Here is a 21,638-nt window from a genome sequence, read left to right as displayed (position 1 = left end):
TTGGTATCGCTTCAATTTGTTTCAACGATACCCTAGAACATGTGAGAGGCATCGGACGTGAGTGTCCAAGCTGCAATGGCCTGCTGGACATGGTCTATCGGTAGGAACTCTTGTTCCAGGCGGCCGCGTTCCGATTCCAAAAGCTTCGCGTAAAGTTTTGCTTCGTTGGGCAAGAGCCCCTCGGGGATCTGTGATCCAGCAATCACGGGTTCGCAAACGGCCGACGATTGGTATTGATCAAAGACCTGTTCTGTCATCATCAACGGCTCCAAATGCGGGATGGCTGTTCGTGCCTTAGCTAAGAATTGCAATCCCCATGTGTCGATATCTCCCCAATAGGCAACTTGCTTTTCTGCCAACCATGATGCATCGGTCCAAGTCAAATCGAAACCGGTTCCGAGAATAGCAATGGCGTCCGTAACGGGCGGCAAGTGATGCTGGCACGATTCGTTCTCAATCAGAATCAATCGGCTACCAGCAACCTGTCGCTCTCGCAATTCCGATGAACGGACCCTCATCTTCTGAAAAGGCAACAAGCCGCCATCCAAATCGACCATCAATAACCAATGCTCTCCCTCTTGAAAGGCGTTCAAAAAGGTTCCAAGCCCGAGTTGACTCACTTCGCCTTCGTATCGAACATCGAGCAGTGCAGTAATTAACGATGCATTCCGCTCGAAAAACTTGGTATCAATCCCCTCAATAGTAAATGTCCTCAGTGGCCTTCCCTCCGCACATCCTGGCTCCAATCGCATGGCCATCTTGGTCGCTACGATCACCTCATCGATAGAGCGTCCCGACCAAAGGGATCTCTTACGCAAAAGCAACGAATGAAACATCGGATTCGCCCCCTGGACAATGCGTCCAAGGGTTTCGAACTCGCTACGAATCAATCTGTCACCTGTGGCTTCGATCCATTCCGACGGTTTGGACAACTGCCAAGCTATGGGAATCGAAATCGGCTCGGCTGCAATACGATAAGGGATCTGTTCTGTGATCACTTCGCCAATAGAGACCTTTCTCCAAGCCTCGATGTGTCGTTTCACAGTGTCCAAATCATCCCGTACCATTCGGGACGTTGGACGACCTATCGATAGAGAAATGGGCCAAGCGCCTTGCGTGCCGAGCAAACGAGCCTCGCGATAGTTCGCGTTCTCCCATTGCCTTCGCAGCACAACTCTCAGATCTGCCGGGGACTTTAACATGCTGCCGTCCGTCTCACCGCGCGAGTGCTTCGAGCTTTTCCCATGAGATAGATGCCAAACTAGCTTCCTTCCCAGGTCGCTGAACGCAGATGACTTTGCGCGTATGCTGTTTGAGCAAGCTGATTTCCTTGTTGGGAGTTACAAAGATGGGGTGCAAACTAAAGATGCGTAATGCCTCAATGATGCGGCTCGCCGCAGATGGTGAACTCTTGGAAAAGGCTTCGTCGAGAATAACAGTACCATACAACGGCCGAGTCGCAGCGGGTGGGCAAAGCGCGTAGCTTAAGGAGGCTGTCAAAATATGACTTGCCATGAGTTCCTTTTCTCCACCGCTCCCGCTTTGCGAACCGGTGCGAGGCGGAGAGCGATCACCCGTTTTGCGATCCACCTCCACAACGAAAAATTGCAATCGAAATCGGGGGTCCAGCAAAGCCCGAGAGCCTTGCAATCTTCGATTCTCTCCCGCATCTCTGAGAATGTTGACCATCTCTCGCAAGGCTTTGTAGTGACTTTCGCCACCGTCATCTTTTAAAGCCGCACTCCGAACTTTTTGCATCGCGATATTGATAGCCCGCAATCTCTCATCCTTCATTCTAACCGGTTGCAACTGTAGATATCGGCCCGAACGGAAATCGACTTTGACCAACGTTTGATTCAACTCTGCGATCCGTTGCTCGATAGCATCGACCTCTTCGTCGATGCTAGCCAGCAATTGCGTTACTCCTTGATCCGATGAACGATTGAGGTATTCCAGGAACCTCGTTCGCTTTTCCGGTAAAGCTTCCTCGGTAAGGACTCGCAATCGCTCCAAATAATGAGGCACATCGTCGATGGTAGAACCGATCTCAACGAGCGCACCGGTGTCGACTCGTTTAGCATTCTCCATGCGGCGAACCAATTGCAATTCGATCTCGCTATCACGTGCGATTTGCTTGTTGAGTTGTTCCTCGACCTCCTTCGAGATGCGTCGCTCCTCCATATCGAGTTTCTTTGGCGGCAAATCCAAATCGATATTTAAGTGCTTCTTAGCTATAGCTGCTTCGTCTTCGCTAAGGCCCGTTCCAAGCCGTTCGCGTACCATGACTAGCAACTGTCGGGCTTCGCTCAGTTTGCTTTCGAAGACACCGATCTCGGTCCGCTGCTCAGTCAATGTTTGACGGAGCGATTCGAGAATTTTCTTCTCCTTCTCGTATCGCGTTTTTGCCTGGCTCGCATCGGATTTCGGATCGAGGAGGGATTTCAATCGCTCTTGCGATCGCTGCAAATCGGATTCCGCACTTGGCAAGTCGATCGTCGAAAACTGGAGAGCGAGCAGAGCCTCAAGCATCTTCAGCAAATCCTCCGACTGCTTCATCGCTTGCTCGTTCTTGCGAGCCAACATCTCGGCGCCGTCTACTTCCTGGCGTGCATCGATCAATTGACGGGCCAGCATCTCTAGTTGATCTTTGTTATCAAACCCGGTCATCCAATCTTGCTCAAGTCGACGTTGATCTTGCTTCTCGAATTTTCCCCTTCGGCCCGATATCATTCCCTCTTTGGTTAGGGCATGTTCCGTTTTCTTTAACGCATCAGGGGACGAGACGCAATGGAGATCACGTTCGGAAAGCATTTCCTTTGCAGCAGATGCTAACGCATGAGATTTGAAGTTAAGCTTCTTCACGTAGCCATCATCGAAGAATGTAATGCCTTTTTTAGGAACGCCGGCTGATTGCAATCTTACGTGAAGCCGATTGTCGCGATGGTTGACCCAACGCAAGGCGTCGTTGATATACTCTTCCGGAACCAGGATACGAAGCCGTTCCGAACCGATCGCTCGCTCAATGGCACCACGCCAATCGGCTTGGTTCGCTTGTACCTCGATCAACTCCGCAAGGAACGGGACATCGGACTCCAGCACGCCGATCTGGGATGCTAGATCCGATCGGAAGTCCTGGAAATGAGGTGGTATGTTGGAACCGGGGCGCATTTTGACTTTGCGAAGCGACTCTTCGATCTGTTGAACTCGGTCCTCTTGGATTCGCAGCTTGGCTAGCGAGTCGAGTGTAGCCTCCCTGCAAGCATCGTACTGCTGTTGCTCTTTTGTTTGTCGTTCAGCAAGAATCGCTTGGTTTGCGATGAGTGCTGTCTGAGAAAGTTCGTTGTTCAATTGAAAATGGTCCGCCATGGCCTGATACTGCCGGGCATGTTTTTGTCGCTCGTCGACCAATTTTATTTGGACTGCGATGGTATTTTCTAGCTCGCCTATAACGCTGCCACCGAGTTCAAAGTACCGATCTTTTAAGGAATCCACTTGGCTTGCCATGACTTCGATCTTGGCTTCCGTTTCCCTTACAGCTTTCTCGGAGGTTGCGATTGCCCCCTCAAGCCTTTGAACTTCTTCGCTCCATTTCCGAACACCAATCTCAGCGAACCAGATGGGAACCACACGTCTGAGTACCCGACAATCCTCGGTTGCTTTCTTGGACTTACTAAGTCTGTTGAATTCTTCTTGAACAGGAAGCAGCGACTCTTGCTGCTTCTGCGCCAATTCCAGTTCGGCTCGAATCTCTGATAGGTTGTCGAATTCCTTGGCGACTTCAATCGCTCGATCAAAAGCGGATCGGTCATCCAATACGAGCTCACGGAAAATTTCGTCGATGCTATTGAGCTGTTTTAGCCCTGCCGCGCGATTAAGGAGTGTGAATGCGTTTTCGCTAACATCAAAGAATTTGCGAATGCGTTCCAAGTACGATTTCTTGCTGTCGAAGAACCGAAGGTCGGCAGTTTCTCGGCCCATTTTCAGCAGATCTCGAATGCCATCGTCATGGAGCATCCTCAACCATTTCTCTAACGTTTGATCGGGTGCTAGCGAGAAAATCCATCTTCGTTTAAGGTCCTCGGCAGAGTTACCCGTCCCCTCGGTCCAAAAGAGTCCTGCTAACTTGACGATCCGATCGCCACCTACATACGTGGCGCAGACTCCGCTCATGGTTTTGCCCGGTCGAGCAACTTCCGATCGCCCATCCGCACCATCACCACCCAGAACGCCACGAACGTATTCGATCAGAGTGCGATCACTTTCATGACCGCCGGTGGAAGCAAGGTTGTAGCGAGGTTGCGACACGAGCAGAGTCATCAAGGCGTCAACCAAGGTCGTTTTGCCGCTACCCGTGGGACCGATGATTGCTGTTCCTGCTGGATCGAAATCTGCACGGTGCAGCCCTCGAAAAGGCCCCCAGTTGTAGACCTCTAATTGGCTCAACGTGTACGAATGATCGGAATTCTCCAGACTAATATCGTCAAGATCCAGATCTTGCCTCGAGGTTGGGCCGCGTTTTTGGGTGTCTAGTTCGGATTCACGCGATCGATCAAGCATTATTCCTCAACCTCGCCATCTTGGACGGGATTATTGTTGTTCTTTTTCTCTTGGATCACTCGCAATAGTGCCGAAAGGGATTCCGGATTCGCAAGATGTGCGATCAACGGTCGAATTGTGACTTCTTGTTTCTTGTCCACTTCCGAGACAACACCGTGGGTCTTTAATTGGTCAAGGAGTTGCAAGAGACGGTTTTCGTTCTTTGCATCACTTCCTGAATCTCCGACGTAAGTCATAAAGAGAGGAAGCAATTCATCGATTGCTATTTTTGCATTCGCTTGCCCAACGCCGTACTCTTGCTCATGCATTGCGAAGGCTTGTCGCAAGATCGCCAGCAGCAGCGACTGCTCGAGCGTGAGACGTTGTTTCCTGACCAACGGATGGCTCCAATCTTCCTCCTCCGATGCTTCTGGCGTGCCCTGAGGATTTGGTGCCAACACAAGGAAAGCGACCCCACGATGCGAATCGATTCGGAGAGACAGACCTAGCGGCTCGAGCGCGGTCTCTATCGCTTGCGCGTTCACAATGACTTTTCGAAACACATCGTTCCGATTCGCTTCTTCCAGGTAACCGTAACGCAGGAGCTCTTGTATCGAGAGCTTTAGATCGGCCGAAGTGCCAGGAGTGGGAGTGGCGGATTCAGCATCCGATGCTTCAGAGGAAAAGGCAGGAGCAATGCTTCGCGATTCCTCGTGTGTCGCTTCCTGTGCGAACTGATCAAAGATATTGCTCACTCGAGGCTCTCCACATGTAGTTCTTTTACCGTCGGATAGTCTACTTTGACCGCAGGTACGTGGAATCGAGTACGTTCGTTTTCTTCATTCGACAGTTCGATCGATTCCGTGCCCTCTTCGAGAGGTATGCCCGCTTGTCGCGCCATGGCTAGCCAGAATGCTAGAGTCTCTAGGTCATGCGTTGGTGGTAGTGCTTCTGCAAGCTGCCCTAGTGAGAGTTGCTCGGAACGTGCAGAGAGGTGCTCGAGAGTTTTTTGGAACAACTCATGCCGATTCAGAGCATGGTAGGCACGCCAGAACTCGTCGTCGAGCATCGTAGGATCTGTCTCGGCAACATCCAGGTCTAGCGAACTCTCGTTCTCCTCGTCAACTTGTTTAGGAAGCAATCGCTCGATGAGTGGAAGATTGGCGAGCGAGATCGCGATAGGAGGGAGAGGCCCCAGGGAACGTCGCAGCTTTTGAGATTGCCAATCGAGATCCAGGGAGTTCTGAAAGATCTCTTGAAGCAAAGCACCGACGCGCATCTGTTCGTCTGCGAATCCCGACTTCAAGAAACCTCGCACATCTCGTTCGCTTCGGGCCCGAGCTTGAATGACGCGCTCGGATTCCTGAACCAATCTTGAAACCAATTGTCTGAGTTCAGCCTTTTGCTTTCGAGCAAGAGCCCGTTCCGAATTGATATTCTCTAAAATGTTTCTTATTCGAGCTTTCATTTCTTGCAACTCGGAGGTCTTGACCAACTGGGCATGGAAGCTCTCGAAGACTTGGCCCTCGATCGTTTTCACCAATTGCTCATGACCATTGAGCAACTCGTCGACGATCTCACCCCGATTTTGGTTCTCGCTAATGATGCGTTGTCGGAGCACGCGATCGGCTTCACGATACGAATCCTCCACGCGACGAAAGTCCGCTTGGAGGCTCATGGCTAGTTGATAGACCTCACGAATTCCTTCTTCGGCTTTGATGCCATCGAGGATTTCAAACTTACCTTCTTGGACCGCTTTAAGCTCTTGTTCCAGGAGTGTGATGCGGGTCTGAAGTGATTGGATTCTTTCGTCTTGGCTTCGGCTCAACTGCAGTTCTAAAATTTCGATAGCACGTTGAACGGTTGCGAGTCGCGAGGCCGTTGAGGTCATTGTTTGATCCTCGAGAGAATCAAGGAACATCAGCGATTTCTGGAACGCATCGGTCGCCATGATTTTTCCGCTGCGTTCGACGATAAGTCCCCGTTTGATCCACTGCCGCAGTTCTCGTCGAGCGGCTAGCGGATGATCGTCCCCCAAGTCAAAATCGGAATCGTTGGCGTGATCCGCGAACACGAGAGCCAATCGTTCCACCGCTTCCTCGAATTCGATTCCGTTGGGATTGGTCTCCATCAGACCTTTCAAGCTAGCCAGAATGAGCGGCCCTTTTGCGGAGGCTAGCAATAACCAAGCGGGGTGATTGCGACGAAGAGCGATAAACCGGTTGACGATTTCTCGTGACATTGCACGGCATTTTTTCTGGGGTGCTGCGGGGCGGTGCTGATACGATCTCCATTATCTTATCGAAACCGCACTGTAGAATGTTGTTTTTGAAAGATTTCCAGCATTTTTGTGCGGTTTCCCATCGAATTCCACTCATGCCTGTGGAAATTTTAGGCGGGATTGAGGCCCTGCGCAGGGAATAGTCGCTGGCGGTGTTGAAGGGCGGTGAGCACGCTGGGGCCCGACCGGAGGCCTTTCGGCCTTCCGCTTCTGATGGTCTCTCGGCGTGAAGCAACCCGGTCGCTTTCCATTCGTTGCTCGCGTTAGAACTCTTCGCAACTTTTTTGTCGGGCCGGGTAACCCTGGAACAAAAGCAATGAATTGATTGCTAAACTATATCGAAAGTTTGCCGAGTAGGTCTCCTCTCACTTCTCTATTCAACCTATCAATCACTATGCGAAAAGTCACTCTTCTTTTCATGGCATCGTCCTATGTCGCCTCTTTTGCGAGCGTTGCCTTTGTGCCTGGAACATGCTGCGCACAAGACAAGGCGACTCACCTCGTTCCTCAGGCTATCGTCTCCTACCCGCTTCAGGAGGATTCGAAGCTAAAAGGGGATTCCCTAAGAGGTCGTCTCGAGGGGCCGTTTTTGTTTCATAGCAAGATAATCGAGAATACCGTCCGCAAGTATTGGGTCTACGTTCCACAAGAGTATTCAGGCGAGAAACCGGCTGCAGTGATGGTGTTTCAAGATGGTGCGCGAGCGACGAATCCAAATGGAGTCTTGCGAGTGCAAAACGTTTTGGACAATCTGATCGCCAAGAATCAGATTCCCGTGACGATCGGGATCTTCATCACTCCGGGGCAACGAGGTGATACGTTTCCCGAAAGCATAGGTACAGGCAACCCCAACAATCGTGATCGCGAGTACGACGTGCTTGATGATCGCTACGCACGATTTGTTATCGACGAGATGCTGCCTGAAGTAGGTGAGAAATACAAGCTATCGGACGATCCCGCCATGAGGGTGATCGGTGGCTCGAGCAGCGGTGCGATCTGTGCCTTCACAGTAGCTTGGCATCGACCTGATCAATTTCGAAACGTTATCAGTTTGATTGGCAGCTACACCAATATTCACGGAGGACATGTTTACCCAGACTTGGTAAGACAAGAAGACAAAAAGCCAATCCGTATTTTCCTGCAAGACGGAATCCATGATCTGCGAAGCCCACAGAACGTCGAGAGAGATTGGTATCTGCAGAATCAGAAGATGAAAGCAGCGTTCGAGGAGAAGGGATACGATTATGCATGCGTGTTAGGAGAAGGCGGGCATTCGGATGATCATGGCGGAGCCATGTTGCCGTTGATGTTGCGATGGATTTGGCGTGATGCACTAGGAATTGAGACAACAAGCGATGACCTGGTTGCTCAAGCGGCAGCGATCGCTCCTAAGATTGAAGACCCGTTTCCTGGATTTGATGCAAACGCTGAGGTCGATCCGTCTGGTGTGTGGAGTTGGGAGCGTCCTGGACGGGATGGTAGCAGCCGTTTTGAGCTGAACCTAAGTAAGGAGAGCGGAGAGTTGACCGGCAAGCTGGTGGTCAAACGAGGGGATGGCGAAGCGGTGGACCAGCCGATCTCGGATCTCGTTCTAAGTGGAAACAAGGTGAGCTTTAACGCGATGACTCGATTCCGTGACATGCAGATGCAAACGACATACTCCGGAGTGGTCAAGGGAGATCGCTTGGAGGGCTGGTCGATGAATGTTATGGGGGGCACGCAACGAGATACTCGCTGGGTGGGGAGAAAAGAGTAGCCATTGGATAATCATCCGAGTCGCTACACGTTGCGGAGTGCCATGCGCTATCGAACTGGTGAAGCCCGTTCGATAGCTTTCGATATCGCAAAAAACCTAGGTGTCCAGTTCCTTTTGGCCTCGAAAAATTTGCAATATTTTTGGGAGCTTTTTGACTTTGCCGCTCCGATCCACGCAGGCGATGCTGCTTCGCCCCGACACCACAAGTTGTGGCAGATCGGATTGCGGTCCGATCTCGCGACAGATTCGATACTCATGATGGATACGTGCTCCGTAGCAATGAGTTAGTTTCGTGTAGAGTTTTAGGTCCTCGTCAAATTCTGCGGGGGAGTGAAATTCAACCTCCATCGTTTTGACGACGAGCATGATGCCGGTCGTCTCGAGCTCCTTGTAGGAGATGCCAAAGGAACGGAGCATTTCGACCCGTCCCCTCTCAAAATAATTCAAATATTGAGAATTATGGACGCGGCCTTGTCCGTCAATTTCGCAATACCTAACCTTGAGGCTAGTGATATGGTCCGCTAGGTAATCGATGTTCATCGTGCTGCTGCTTGATTTGGCATGTTCCAGACGGGAAAGGTCGCCTATGTTAGTGGACCGTAGGAACCGTTCCTCCCCACTCATTTTTCTAATATGGCTCGAACAATCGCAATTGGTGACATTCACGGCTGCCTGGCAGCATTTGATGCAGTGCTGGCGGCTATCAACCCGAAACCAGACGATACGATTGTAACGCTAGGAGATTATGTGGATCGCGGCCCAAATTCAAAAGGGGTCATCGACCGACTGCTGGATTTGGAGCAAAGAACAAATCTAGTTCCCTTGCGAGGCAATCACGAAGACATGTTGCTCGAGGTGATTTCCGGAAGCATTCCCCCCTATTCGTGGCTCAATCACGGTGGCGTCGATACGATGGACTCCTATGGCTTCGTAGGGGATCTGAACTGTATCCCCAAGCAGCATTTAGATTTTTTCGATCGAATGGCGAACTACTTCGAAAACGAGACGCATTTTTGTGTGCATGCGAACTACGACGAGGAGCTAAGCCTGGATGAGCAGCCTCTCGATCTTTTGCGATGGACCAAGATTTCTCAGCATCTGCCAGGCCCTCACTTTTCAGGCAAGCGCGCGGTTGTCGGGCATACCCATGATCGGGAGGGCCGCATATTCGAGGTGCCGCACCTCGTTTGTATTGATACCTATTGCTACGGTGGGCGTTGGCTAACGGCCTTAGATCTGGATAACGGGCAAGTTTGGCAGAGCACTCCCGCCGGTGAACTGGTTCGTCAGCCAGAACCGATTTAGCGTCTAGTCATGGCCAATAAGCTCGTTATTGGTATCGATGAAGCTGGCTATGGACCAAGCATGGGGCCGTTTGTAGTCGTCGCGACAGCTTGGCGTGTTCCCTCCGAATTATCCGTTGAGGACTTGGAAGAACGGCTCGATCCGGAATTTCAATCTCGCCCGCTCGGAGCGGTTCGTGCCGCAAATCCATCCCATATTCCGCTGGGTGACTCAAAAAAGATCTACGCAGGCAAACATGCAGAGGAAAGCCTCCAACTAGGGGCTCGCTTTCTTTTAGAGTCGGTCTCACCTGCAAACAAACGAGCGTCTCATGATACCGAGCTTGTTGACGCGGCGGACTATTTAGAACCAGAGAACATGTCGTTGGGCTCTCGGCTATACCCGCGTGACTGGCACCGGATCAAGAATGTTCCATGGTTGCAGGAGCTAGATCTCCAGTTGCAAACAAGCGTGGCTCAGAGCAAGTCGCCTGCACTGGATTCCCACGAACTCCTACAACTTGGCGCGTCAAAGCTTAACAGCCTAGAGATAGAACTGATCGGGGCAAGCGGACGTTTAATCGACGAGATCGAATGGAATCGCTTGATCGAGCAGTATCAAAACAAGAGTTTGGTTCTCAGCGAGCTTTCGTTAGGACTCGCTCGTGATGTTGTGGCTGCACATGCCACCTCTAACGAACCTGTTGAAATCTACTGCGACAAACACGGTGGCAGGAATCGATACCAAGCTCATTTGATGAAGGCGTTCGACGGACAGTGGTTTGAAGCTCTCGCCGAGAATAGCCAACTCTCGAGATACACCGCCTATTGGGCAGACCACCCGCTCATGATTCAGTTTCGCGTCGAGGGAGATTCCATTATCCCGTCGGCTGCTGCTTCGATATTGGCCAAATGGACCCGAGAAACGAGCATGAAGGCATTGAATGCTTACTGGGCTCGCAAGTCCGAGTCACACGGCTATGCGGTACCGAAACCAACAGCAGGTTACTACGTCGACGCTATGCGTTTCGCTAGGGAAATCGAAAGCCTGTCCACGAACCATGGACCTGAGAAGTCGGCTTGGTGGCGAATTAAGTAACTCGCCAGCCAACGAGGCACGTGACAGGTCTCGTTGCCAGTGGCTTGGCGAGGGTTTCACGCCGCTGTGACCCTACGCAGTTTTGCTCAGTTCATTAAGAAGCTGAATCAAGTACTCATAGGATTTGGCGACGGAGGATATGCTGACTCGCTCTCCGACGGCATGGTTCCCTTTAATAGTTGGTCCAATCGAAATAGCGTGCAGCCCAGGCATACGTTCAATCAGCAGTCCGCACTCCAAGCCTGCGTGGATAGCGTGCACCTTGGGTGATTCCTTGAACAAGGATTTGTAGGTGGCGATCGCTGCTTGTAGCAGAGGTGAGTCAAGGTGGGGTTTCCAGCCTGGATAGCCATCCGCCACCTTGACCGATGATTGCGTTAGTTTCGCGATTGCCAAAATGCTTGCCGTAACATCGTTGAGAGCTTCGGGGGTGGTGCCTCGAACGCTGCACGTTACGTTGCCGGTCTGTCCAGGAGCAAGCTCGATGATGGCCATGTTGCACGACGCCTCCACCAAACCGGGGATCTCGGGAGTCATTTCGCAGATGCCAGTCGGAATCGCTTGTAGAATCTGGATAAATGTGGTCGACGAAGCGAGCGTCAATGCAGGCCCCTCAGCAGCCTTGTTCCCGGCAACCTCTAGATGAAGAGGGTTGTCTCGGTTGCTATACAGGCAGTTCAGTTCGTGAGTAAACTCCTGAGCGAGCTGACTAACTTTTGGTAAGTCGGACGCTGGCACGGCAATGATTGCAGTACTCTTATCAGGAATCGCATTTCGGCGACTTCCTCCATTCCACTCGACGATTCGAAGGTCGATGGTGTCTGAGAGCTTTTGTAGAATACGTGCGAGCAAGCGGTTAGCATTGGCTCGGGCTTGATTAATTTCGACGCCTGAATGCCCACCTTTCAAGCCGTCTAGGTGGAGTGCTACGAATGCTAGGTTGTCGCAGGGGGCCCATTCACCGGAAAAGGTCAGATCGACGTCGCGACCACCTGCTGCACCGATGGTGATTTCATCGTCGTCCTCGGTGTCGATATTGATCAGATACTTTCCTGATAACCCTAGCTTATCGGGTTCCATTCCGATGGCACCTGTCATGCCTTGCTCTTCGTCGGTTGTGAACAGGAGTTCCATCGAAACGGGACGAGTGACTTGCTCAGCAGCAGCCATCATCATGGCGACGCCCATGCCATTGTCTGCACCGAGGGTCGTGTAAGGAGAGTTGATCCAATCCCCCTTGTCGTTCGGAATGAGTTGCTTTTCATTGGTTGGGTCGAAATCGCCTCGCGCCAACGGGATCTTACCAGCTGATGCATCGGCACCCACCGTGTTGCCTTGTTTAGTCACTGAGACGATATCGACGTGAGACTGCAAGATGATTGGTGGTGCCGTAAATTCAGCAGTAGCGGGGACGTGCACCACAATGTTGTTTGCTTTATCACGACAAGTGCGATATCCCAGCTTGCTCGCCCAGGCTTCGACGAAGTCAACCGCTGCCCCTTCGTTTTTGGACGGACGTGGGGTTGCAACCAAATCGAAGAAGTGATTCCAAACTGTGGTGGGCTCTGGGGTTGGGAAGGTCGGTTTCATTATTCTTCTTTAAGTGTTGGTTTCTGAAGGAGGGGTGAGCAAATCCTTGCGCCGAAGCTCCGTCTTCTTCAAAGATTCAGCTTGTCGCCAGTCTGCGATTTTTTTGTGGTCGCCACTAACCAGGACATCCGGGACACGGTGCCCACGGAACTCTGGTGGTCGAGTGTACTGTGGAAATTCTAACAAGCGGTTTCCGCGAGAAAAAGAATCATCCCAGGAACTGAACTCGTCTCCCAGCACGCCAGGAATCATGCGAATCGTCGAGTCTACCAGTACCATGGCGGCCACTTCTCCGCCGTTGAGTACGTAGTCTCCGATGCTGAGCTCAACTGGCTTTAATATGTCAATTACACGCTGATCGAAGCCTTCGTATCGACCACAAAGAACAATCAGTCGCTCGACTTGGGCGAGCCTCTCGACCCCGCGTTGCTCTAACCGCTCCCCTTGGGGCGTGAGCAGAATGACCTGAGCCGGTCGGCTATCGAGTCGCTGGATTGCTTCAACGCAATGGATAACAGGTTCCGCGCAAATGAGCATTCCCGGGCCTCCGCCGTAGGGGCGATCATCCACTTTGTGATGCTTTTCATCGACGGACCAGTCGCGCAGGTCGTGGGTCTGGATGTCTACTAGCCCCTTGGTAATCGCTTTGGCGAGCAAACTTTGCGTAAGGTACCCCGAGAAGATTTGGGGGAACAAAGTGATGATGTCAACCCGGAACATTCGGTGACTCGCCAACGTGGTGCTTTGAGCAGATGGTTTGGTGAGAGTAGATGGCGTGGTTAATGCAAATGGGTCTAGCCAGAACCTTGACGCATAGCGTCGATAAACCGTACCTTATTCGAACTGGTAGCAGGTTGGTTGCTCTCTCCCGAACTCGTGCATCGCGGATGGGCAGCGACACCCAACCCGCATTGCATACACTAAAAAATTTCAGCACGGAAAATCGTGCTGCTAAGCCTCTACGAAGCCACGGGAGCCGAAACTGGCTTACGACCTAGCTTCTGTAGAGCCTCTTGCTGCTGCTGAAGATGGGTTCCGTTGCTGCCGTACTTCTTAATCAGTACCGCAGTGTTCTCGCTAGGTTGTGCGCCAACACTAACCCAGTAATCGATACGTGGTCCGTTCAGCACCGCTCGTGCGTCCACTTCCTTGCACATGGGGTCATAGTGACCTAGTTCCTCGAGAACGCGTCCATCGCGAGGATTTCTCTGATCCACTGCGCAAACTCGATAAAAAGGACGGCCTTTTCGTCCCATTCGCTTCATTCGAATACGTACTGCCACGTCTAATGATCTCCATCTGTTTTTTAAAAACCAAGGGCTGAGATAATACCGGGTAATCGAGAGAGTGACGAGTCGTTTTTCAAGAAAATTTCCACACACCTCTCAAAAATTTCCATCCCTTGAACCATGAGCAGTCCACAAGGGGCAGGATCCGGTCACTGCCATTCAATAGGGTACGCCCAAGTTCCCATGCACAGCAATCCGCTGGCAGTCTGTGCAAACCTTTGGCATGATTAGAGATCAAGTGCTAAATTTGTGGGCAATACTTCACTGATATTGTCATCAGAAACAGTAATATGCCTAAAAAGGGTGCGTTTTTCGTTGCTAGCAAATAGTTTTCTAAGAATCTGAGATCTCGGACCAGATTTTGCTTACTGCTTTTGCCACGGCATCGTGCGTAACGAAGTCGCATCAGTAATGTTTTGTTCTAAGGCGGAGAATAATATGTTTCGAATTCTGTCGCACGCAGGAATGTGCGTTTTACTTTTGTTTGGTTTTGGTGCTGCGATAGCGGCGCAGTCCGGGCCACTTGACGACACGGCTGCCACGACGACCGAAGCACCTGCGGCTCCAGAAGTTACTGCTGCTCCCGACCCGCTCGACACGGGCGATCAGGCTTGGCTGCTCACCAGTTGCGCCCTGGTATTGCTCATGACGCCTGGACTTGCTTTTTTCTACGGAGGATTGGTAGGCAGAAAGAACGTGCTCAGCATCTTGGTCCAGTGCTTTATGAGCATGTGTCTAATTACGTTATTGTGGATCACGATCGGGTATAGCATCGCGTTTTCCGGTGACGAGCTCGGTGGGGGCTTTTGCGGGAACCCGATGACCCACTTTATGGCTGCTGGCGTGGACGCTGTTAAGTCCTTGGTGGCTGGGGAGACAAAGCTGGGTATCAGTCAGCAGCTTTTCATGGTCTTTCAGATGATGTTTGCCATCATCACTCCCGCACTAATCGTTGGCGCATTCGCCGAGCGAATGAAGTTCATCGCGTACATGATTTTCATTGGAGCTTGGTCTCTGATCGTTTATTCCCCGGTTTGTCACTGGGTTTGGTTCGGGCCCGATTCGGCCATATTTGGACTAGGATCCTTTAACGCCGTCGATGGAACCCCGGAAGGGGCCCTCGATTTTGCCGGAGGAACCGTTGTTCACATCAATGCCGGTATCGCTGCTTTGGTATGCTGCTTAGTCCTAGGGCCTCGACGTGGCTATCCTGCACAAATGACTCAGCCCCACAACCTACCGTTTGCGGTGCTAGGTGCCGGTTTGCTCTGGTTCGGTTGGTTCGGGTTCAATGGTGGCAGTGCTTTCGGTGCTAGCTCACAAGCGGTTCAGGCGTTTGTTACCACGCAAGTCGCTACGGCAGCCGCTGGATTTACATGGGCCATCATCGAGCTCGTTCGCAATGGCAAGATCACGGCTTTAGGCATGATCACCGGTGCCGTTGCAGGATTGGTCGCCATTACTCCTGCTGCTGGCTTCGTTAGCCCTGGCTCCGCAATGATCATCGGAGTCGGTGGCACTGTGGTCAGTTATCTATTCGTTGCGATTATCAAGCCTATGTTCAAGTATGACGACTCTCTCGACGTGTTCGGCGTCCACGGCATGGCCGGCGTTTGGGGAGCACTGGCGACTGGCGTATTTGCGATGAAGGGCTTCGGTAAAGATCAGCTAGGGGGCCTCATCGAAGGAAACTCCGCACAAGTGGGGCTTCAGGCCTGGGCCATTTTGGTAACGATTGTTTATTCCGGGGTCGTTTCGTTCATCCTTCTCAAGGTAATCGATCTAACCATCGGACTCCGATGCACCGAGGATGCGGAAAAGATGGGGCTCGACCTGAGCGATCACGCGGAAACGGCGTACACCATTTCGTAAGGTCGGTTGCCACTCGGCAATGGAAACAGGCGGCTACCGGTTTTTGACTTGGAGCAAGGTTGCATACCAAAAGGGCGGCAGTTCAGTCATGGACTGCCGTTTCTTTTTGGGGCTGTACGAAATCTGCAATTTGTTCAAACTGGTGTGGAACGGTGAAATCACGCGAGCCTTTGACACGATAAAATAGCAGCTTCAACCATGTCTTCCCCTTGCAAACTGGTCATTCACGGCGCTTCTGGGCGGAACGGCAAGCGGCTTATTGCCCTGGGTAGCTGCGATCCTGAGGTCAAGATCGTCGGGGCAATCGTCCGCGGCTCATCAAGCTATCTCAACCAAGACGCGGGCTCCATCGCTGGGATATCTCCGCTTGGACTGCCGCTGTCTAGCAATTGGCCCGAGACAGCTGATGCCGCCATCGATTTCTCATCGCCCGAGGGGTGCATGGACGCTCTCGATCATTGCGTGAAACACAGTGTCCCGCTGGTTATTGCTTCCACAGGGCTTACCCAGGAACAGGTTGCTGCCATTATTGAGGGAGCGAGGGCAATTCCGATTTGCTTTGCACCCAACATGAGCGTTGCGGTCAATTTAACCATGAAGCTCGTAGAACAAGCGGCTCAAGCGCTGCGAAATGTGCCCGGTGGTGCTGATGTAGAAATCTTGGAAAGGCACCACCGATTCAAAGAGGACAGCCCGAGCGGAACTGCCCTCCGCTTTGGGCAAATTGTTGCTGAACAAATGGGACTCGATCGTCATGTTCACGGGCGTGAAGGATTGTGCGGCAAGCGTCCTCACAACGAGATCGGATACCATGCCATTCGGGTTGGAGATGATGCCGGGCAACACACGATTGTTTTCGGAATGATGGGGGAGACGATCGAACTTAGGGTGGCAGCATCCAATCGTGATTGCTACGCCACAGGAGCGATCGCTGCTGCGAAATGGCTCTTGGGCAAACCCGCCAAACTGTACAACATGTTCGATGTTCTAGGACTCTAAGGTATCCAAGGACCCTCAGCATGGCTCGTTGCGACCAAGGCTATCTCTGCCGTGTTTGCGGTGAAGAAGTCGAAAAAATCACCGATAGCGAGCTTTATCTGCGATTCGTTATTGGCGAGGTCGATCCAGAAATCCTTCACACAGCTCCCGAGTGCCATTTGACTTGCGCACCATCCATCGCCCAATTCATCGTCGACGATCGGTTTCCTCCGGTTTCCTACGACGATCCTTTGTTCGGCGCCCAGCATCTCGACCCTAGTTACGTTGCTGAGCGTAGGGAACTGGTCTCTAGGGGCTACACTAGGCTCTGGGAGATCCGCAAAAGTCGCAAGAGCTCCCTTGCTGTCGTCGACTATCCACTGCCCGAAGTTGTTGGGCGGTGGAAGGACTGAAGGGCAATCAGTCGTTTTTTGCCGATCCGAGCAGTTCCTCGATTTTTTCCGCTAGAGCCGGTCCTCGCGTGTGCAGGGCCGCAACTTTCCCATCGCGATCGATGATCGCAATAAATGGGATCCCCGTGATACCTAAGGTTTGCACAAGCTGAGTTTCGAATCCCCTCTTAGCGGTTTCACCAGAGACAATCGTTTTCCAAGGCAGTTCTTCGCGCTCGAGGAAAGCACTCAGTTCATCTGCCTCCTCATCGATGTTAACCCCGAGAACCTCAACTCCTTGCGACTGATATTTGGCGTAAACCTCTTTCAGATTAGGAAGCTCACGAATGCACGGGCCGCACCATGTGGCCCAAATGTCCATAATGACGATCTTGCCGTTGTATTGATCGAATTGAAAAGGCTTGCCATCCAGCTCGGTGAGGCCATCCCAGGGAATCTCCGAGCCTAGGACGCTGGCCCGCTTCCAGAATTTGGAGCAACTTTCCGCAATCTGTTGTTTGGCAGCCTCGGAATTGAGACCTGCTGCTAACTCTTCGGCTTTCTTCACCAACTTCGCCGCTAGCTCGGTCTTTCCCGTGTACTCGAATTGGGTCGTGATATCAGCGAGAAACGCAGCTGTCCAAGGTGAGTCAAGTTCCGTGATGAGGGCATTGATGGCATCCTCCATCGCCTGAGTGTCTTCGATTTCCTTGGCTTGAAAGAGTTGCTGGAGCATTTTCATCGATGGCGCTTGCTGAGCAGCAAGGTTCCACGCTGATAGAGCTAGGCGAGGATCTTCAGAATCACGAAACGCGTTCGCCAATTTCTTGGCAAGATCGAACTGCTTCTCTCCAGTCTTGCTCTCGATAAGCTGAATCCCTGTCGCTACTGCTTCAAGAGTGGGTTGGCCGACGCTTGGGAGTTTCAAGGCCTTTTCGAGCTGGGCGACTAAGACCGGTTGCGATAGCGTGCCTTTTTCATAATCGCTTAGAGAAAGTGCCAAAAGAATTCCGGTCGCTTGCTCAGAAATTTCTGCGATCTCGCTCGAGGCTTCCTCCGCAGCTGCTGTTCTTAGATCATCCGCAGACGATACGTCCCCCATGGCCATCATCTGGGCCAAGGCCTGAAGTTTCGAAAGGGAAGCATTGATTCTGTGCTCATCCGTTGTCGCATTCGCTGCAAGCAGAGTCGAGGCGGTGACCATATCGCGTCCCAGCGTCATGACCCGCTTCAACGCCGCCTCGCGAGTCAGCTTTTGCTGAGATGTTGCCTCCATGACCGACTGAACTGCTCTCGTGTTCTCTCGGATGTACTCCGTAATTTTTTCGGGATCCTCGGTCGTAGGAATCTCGAGTGTCATAAAGTCGAGCTTGGCAGCTTCGGCATCGGTCATTCCCACTCGGATATCCGGAAGATTCGGGGCCACGGGCAGGGTGGGAGCGGCTGGCTGGCTCGCCAATTCATTTTTGAGGTCAGCAGAATCAGCCGGAGCAGGATCTGTCGCACTGGGGCGGTTACCTGACTCCCTAGCTGCTGTAGCAGGCTTGTAACCGCTGGTCTCGGCCGAAATTTCATTCGTTTCGGTAGAATTGCAGCCGATCATTCCCAGCAAAGGGACTGCCGCGATAAGTGCGTGTTTGAGGGGGGAAAACCGGATTTGCTGGAAATATTTCTTCACGGAACAGTACCTTTGCGGTCGGAATTGCGTAACACGTAACACATTGAGAGGAAAGTCTTCTCAAATTGAGACCGTCCTATATTAAAGGAAATCAATCGCCGCGTCGCTTGACTTTTTGATGATTCCTAACCTAAAAAGCTTTACCGATCTAGTTGACTGTGGCAAGTCCATTGTTGGCGTGATTCGGAGCAATTGGCATATCAATTGCTGCTTTTACATCATAATGTTAGATGTCACTGTCAAATTCACAACACGGTCAATTTCGCAAAACTTTGGCTCCTAGAAAGGGAAAACCATGCTCCTGTACCTCCTGTTCCTAGTTCCACCTATGCTGTTGGCGTTGCTTGCACAGTGGATGGTGCACTCGGCTTATCGACGAATGAACCAGGTGCCTGCCCGAATGTCAGGTGCGGAGGCCGCACGTCGTATCCTGGACTCCAATGGGCTCTACAACGTGCCGATTGAGCAAACTCCCGGACACCTCTCAGATCATTATGATCCATCTGCCAAGGTGGTTAGATTGAGTCCAGAGGTTTACCAAGGCTACACCATGTCGGCTGTGGGTATCGCCGCTCACGAGGTAGGACATGCCTTGCAAGACGCCAAGCAGTACGCACCGCTTGTCATCCGAAACCTAGCAGTTCCGGCTGCCAGCTTTGGGAGTGGCTTGTCAACGATTCTGCTGTTGGCAGCCTTTGGTCTCATGTTTGCTGGCTTGGGTCAGCTCGGTGTGCTTGCGATGTTAGCTGCCATCGTTTGTTTTGGAGCGATAGTATTCTTCCAACTCGTGAACCTGCCGGTTGAGTTCAATGCCAGCAGTCGAGCCAAGACCGAGTTGGTCGGGTTGGGCATCGTTACCCACAACGAACTCCCATACGTTAGCAAAGTACTTAGTGCAGCGGCTTTGACCTATGTTGCAGCGACTTTGCAATCGGTCGCAACTCTGGCCTACTACGTACTGCAGTTCGTGCTGATTACGTCGTCGGGAAGCAGGGACTAAAAGTCGGTAGAAATCGTGTGCACCGTGCTCGCCAGAGCCCGTAAGGTCGAGATGGCTTTCCTAGCAGTCAGCCATCTCGTCCAATATTCCAATATACCGCCTACTCGAAAGGGGGCTGAGTTAAAGAACTGCAACCGAGACCCCTTCAATTTCGACCTTGCTACTCGGCGAGTAGCTTCTCGATCATATCGTGCAAATCCTTTGCATTCGCTTCACCGGAACCAACACGAACGAGCCGCACGGCTCCCTTCTTGTCGATGACAACCGCCTGCGGAATACCTGTCACAGCATAGTAATCGCCAAACGCATCCTCATTTGCCGTTACGACAAAACCATGCTTGAGCTCATAGGACTCACGGAATTTCTCTAGCATCCGCAACTCGTCTTCCACCGAGACTTGCCCCTCCGACCTCTGTGCCTTGCCCGTTTCCGCGTTCCAATCGTAGTTATAGAGTCTCGTTGCTCCGACGATGACTAGCCCCTTTTCCGAATAAGCGTCGTGCCATTCTTGAAGATGTGGAAACGTCGCGATACATGGTCCGCACCAGACCGCCCAAAAGTCGAGTAGGATGACTTTACCCTTTAGCTCTTCGAGCGATTTGGCCTCCATGGCTACGAAGTGATTTCTATCCCCGAAATCACCAAAGTCTTTGGCTGGTTGCCCGACCATCTCGGCTCGCTTCAGCTCCATCGTGATGGATCGTTTGAGACTCTCAAGACTACGACTGACATTCTTGAGGCTCGCTTCTGAGCTCATGGTCGGATTGGCTGTCAGGAATCGCTCTAGGTTGGACTCGAGAGATTCCAATTGCTTCTGTGCTTCTTGAGGATTGCTACGCGACAAGCGGCTCGCACGGGATTGAGCGAAGTTTGCGTAGGTATCAAAGTCCGGTTTGGTAATCGCCTCCGATGCCACGAGACTCTCGGCGATCTTGGTCGCTTTGGTATCGATTTGACTGGACTCTTCAGGGAAATGGCTTGCCAAAGATTGCGTGTAAATTGTAGCAACGGACAAGAAAGCCTTGTCGTCATCGGCGGCAGCAATCAATTCATCTAGTTCTTTCTTAGCTTCGTCGAATTGACCACCCCGAACGAGAGACTGAACCATCATGGTCACAAAAGAACTCGCGAGCGGTGTTCCCTGAAACTTCTTCCGAGCTATCTCCATCTGTGCGAGCGTTGCAGCGGGATCATTCGCAACAACCGAGTAAATACTCAAAGTGCTTAAGTAAATTGATGCTTGACTCGGATTCAAGCTGTCGGCATCCGAAAATTTCTTCAGTTGAGTTACCGTGCGTTCCGCAGCAGCGTTTCGGTCGCTTCTCATCAATGAGGAAATCACTGTAATATTGTCCCGCAAAAGCTCGATACTCAGCGGATCCTTTGCCAAGGCCGCGTCCATCATGGTAGCTGCTTCTGCGATTTTTTGATCGCGAATGAGTTTCATGAAAACATCGCGGTTGTAAGTATCCGCTGTACCGACCGCCCCCTGTTCCTCATCTTGTCCCAGACACAGTGTTGATGTTCCTAGCGACATGGGGGCAGCTGACAGCAAGGCAACCAATGCAAACCGGTGAGCGAGGCTTGGTTGCTTGAACGATACGAATGCGATTTTGTGAAGCATGATAGACGCTACACTCCTTAAGAAAAAAATTGATCATAGACCCGGTGTCGAGACGGTTGCAGTCCAAGCGTTGTGAATTGTCCAACTGGAACTCAATCCATTCGAACAAGCCTGACGAAGCTGCATCATCGCTCGACGATAGTCGTTATGCTATCAGGCTATTTGGAGCGAGGCAAACTTTTCCCAAAACTTTGCGGAGCCGCCCTAATTTCCGGAGATATGCGGAATAGCTGGATCGACCGTGAATATCTAAACCCAAG

17 protein-coding genes are annotated in these 21,638 nt (G+C 51.8%); 7 read left to right on the top strand and 10 right to left on the bottom strand.

Features of this window, described 5'->3' with window-relative positions; all coding sequences use genetic code 11:
* Positions 1 to 32: 32 nt before the first annotated feature.
* The 4 genes from SH449x_RS05080 to SH449x_RS05065 are packed head-to-tail and all read right to left on the bottom strand — an operon-like array spanning position 33 to position 6,778.
* Positions 33 to 1,202, bottom strand: coding sequence for a Wadjet anti-phage system protein JetD domain-containing protein (locus SH449x_RS05080; protein WP_482380240.1), 1,170 nt, complete (start codon positions 1,200 to 1,202; stop codon positions 33 to 35).
* Positions 1,203 to 1,215: 13 nt separating this feature from the next.
* Positions 1,216 to 4,557 (bottom strand): ATP-binding protein, encoded by a 3,342-nt coding sequence (locus tag SH449x_RS05075; RefSeq protein WP_482380239.1) that lies wholly within the window; start codon positions 4,555 to 4,557, stop codon positions 1,216 to 1,218.
* Positions 4,557 to 5,291, bottom strand: coding sequence for a DUF4194 domain-containing protein (locus tag SH449x_RS05070; protein WP_482380238.1), 735 nt, complete (start codon positions 5,289 to 5,291; stop codon positions 4,557 to 4,559). The genes SH449x_RS05075 and SH449x_RS05070 overlap by 1 nt, the downstream gene beginning before the upstream one ends.
* Positions 5,288 to 6,778: a DUF3375 family protein gene (locus SH449x_RS05065; protein WP_482380237.1), complete on the bottom strand. Its 1,491-nt coding sequence runs from the start codon at positions 6,776 to 6,778 to the stop codon at positions 5,288 to 5,290. Before SH449x_RS05065 ends, SH449x_RS05070 begins: the two co-directional genes overlap by 4 nt.
* A gap of 433 nt (positions 6,779 to 7,211) precedes the next feature.
* On the opposite strand from SH449x_RS05065, the gene SH449x_RS05060 reads away from it, so the two are divergent.
* Positions 7,212 to 8,573 (top strand): alpha/beta hydrolase, encoded by a 1,362-nt coding sequence (locus SH449x_RS05060; RefSeq protein ID WP_482380236.1) that lies wholly within the window; start codon positions 7,212 to 7,214, stop codon positions 8,571 to 8,573.
* Between the two features lie 96 nt (positions 8,574 to 8,669).
* On the opposite strand, the gene SH449x_RS05055 is transcribed toward SH449x_RS05060, so the two are convergent.
* Positions 8,670 to 9,113 (bottom strand): acyl-CoA thioesterase, encoded by a 444-nt coding sequence (locus SH449x_RS05055; RefSeq protein WP_482380235.1) that lies wholly within the window; start codon positions 9,111 to 9,113, stop codon positions 8,670 to 8,672.
* A gap of 93 nt (positions 9,114 to 9,206) precedes the next feature.
* On the opposite strand from SH449x_RS05055, the gene SH449x_RS05050 reads away from it, so the two are divergent.
* Positions 9,207 to 9,878, top strand: coding sequence for a metallophosphoesterase family protein (locus SH449x_RS05050; RefSeq protein WP_482380234.1), 672 nt, complete (start codon positions 9,207 to 9,209; stop codon positions 9,876 to 9,878).
* A 9-nt stretch (positions 9,879 to 9,887) separates the two neighbouring features.
* The gene (locus SH449x_RS05045) at positions 9,888 to 10,955 is read left to right on the top strand and encodes a hypothetical protein (RefSeq protein ID WP_482380233.1); all 1,068 of its coding nucleotides are present in this window, start codon (positions 9,888 to 9,890) and stop codon (positions 10,953 to 10,955) included.
* A gap of 72 nt (positions 10,956 to 11,027) precedes the next feature.
* On the opposite strand, the gene pepD is transcribed toward SH449x_RS05045, so the two are convergent.
* The 3 genes from pepD to rpsP form a co-directional block, all read right to left on the bottom strand.
* Entirely contained in the window at positions 11,028 to 12,545 is a 1,518-nt protein-coding gene (pepD, locus tag SH449x_RS05040) for a beta-Ala-His dipeptidase (protein ID WP_482380232.1), read from the bottom strand.
* A 9-nt stretch (positions 12,546 to 12,554) separates the two neighbouring features.
* Positions 12,555 to 13,265, bottom strand: coding sequence for a tRNA (guanosine(37)-N1)-methyltransferase TrmD (gene trmD, locus SH449x_RS05035; protein ID WP_482380231.1), 711 nt, complete (start codon positions 13,263 to 13,265; stop codon positions 12,555 to 12,557).
* 239 nt (positions 13,266 to 13,504) lie between these two features.
* The gene (rpsP, locus tag SH449x_RS05030; protein WP_482380230.1) at positions 13,505 to 13,828 is read right to left on the bottom strand and encodes a 30S ribosomal protein S16; all 324 of its coding nucleotides are present in this window, start codon (positions 13,826 to 13,828) and stop codon (positions 13,505 to 13,507) included.
* Between the two features lie 444 nt (positions 13,829 to 14,272).
* Here rpsP and SH449x_RS05025 point away from each other — a divergent pair, with 444 nt between their 5' ends.
* The 3 genes from SH449x_RS05025 to SH449x_RS05015 all read left to right on the top strand — a co-directional run bounded on the left by SH449x_RS05025 (position 14,273) and on the right by SH449x_RS05015 (position 17,097).
* The gene (locus SH449x_RS05025; RefSeq protein ID WP_482380229.1) at positions 14,273 to 15,706 is read left to right on the top strand and encodes an ammonium transporter; all 1,434 of its coding nucleotides are present in this window, start codon (positions 14,273 to 14,275) and stop codon (positions 15,704 to 15,706) included.
* A gap of 198 nt (positions 15,707 to 15,904) precedes the next feature.
* Complete coding sequence (gene dapB, locus SH449x_RS05020; RefSeq protein WP_482380228.1) at positions 15,905 to 16,705, top strand: 4-hydroxy-tetrahydrodipicolinate reductase; 801 nt, start codon at positions 15,905 to 15,907, stop codon at positions 16,703 to 16,705.
* Between the two features lie 20 nt (positions 16,706 to 16,725).
* Positions 16,726 to 17,097: a hypothetical protein gene (locus SH449x_RS05015; protein ID WP_482380227.1), complete on the top strand. Its 372-nt coding sequence runs from the start codon at positions 16,726 to 16,728 to the stop codon at positions 17,095 to 17,097.
* Positions 17,098 to 17,104: 7 nt separating this feature from the next.
* Here the strand turns inward: SH449x_RS05015 and SH449x_RS05010 are convergent, their stop codons facing one another.
* Positions 17,105 to 18,754, bottom strand: coding sequence for a TlpA family protein disulfide reductase (locus SH449x_RS05010; RefSeq protein ID WP_482380226.1), 1,650 nt, complete (start codon positions 18,752 to 18,754; stop codon positions 17,105 to 17,107).
* Positions 18,755 to 19,049: 295 nt separating this feature from the next.
* Between SH449x_RS05010 and SH449x_RS05005 the strand changes: the two genes are divergently transcribed.
* The gene (locus tag SH449x_RS05005; RefSeq protein ID WP_482380225.1) at positions 19,050 to 19,754 is read left to right on the top strand and encodes a zinc metallopeptidase; all 705 of its coding nucleotides are present in this window, start codon (positions 19,050 to 19,052) and stop codon (positions 19,752 to 19,754) included.
* A 160-nt stretch (positions 19,755 to 19,914) separates the two neighbouring features.
* Here SH449x_RS05005 and SH449x_RS05000 read toward each other — a convergent pair whose 3' ends face one another.
* Positions 19,915 to 21,378 carry a TlpA family protein disulfide reductase gene (locus tag SH449x_RS05000; protein ID WP_482380224.1) on the bottom strand — a complete coding sequence of 488 codons (1,464 nt, stop codon included), beginning with the start codon at positions 21,376 to 21,378 and terminating at the stop codon, positions 19,915 to 19,917.
* Positions 21,379 to 21,638: the final 260 nt, after the last annotated feature.

The organism is Brakhagea baltica, assembly GCF_052161605.1.
GTDB lineage: Bacteria > Planctomycetota > Planctomycetia > Pirellulales > Pirellulaceae > JBKCUI01.
This window is presented reverse-complemented; position numbering and strand designations above follow the sequence as displayed.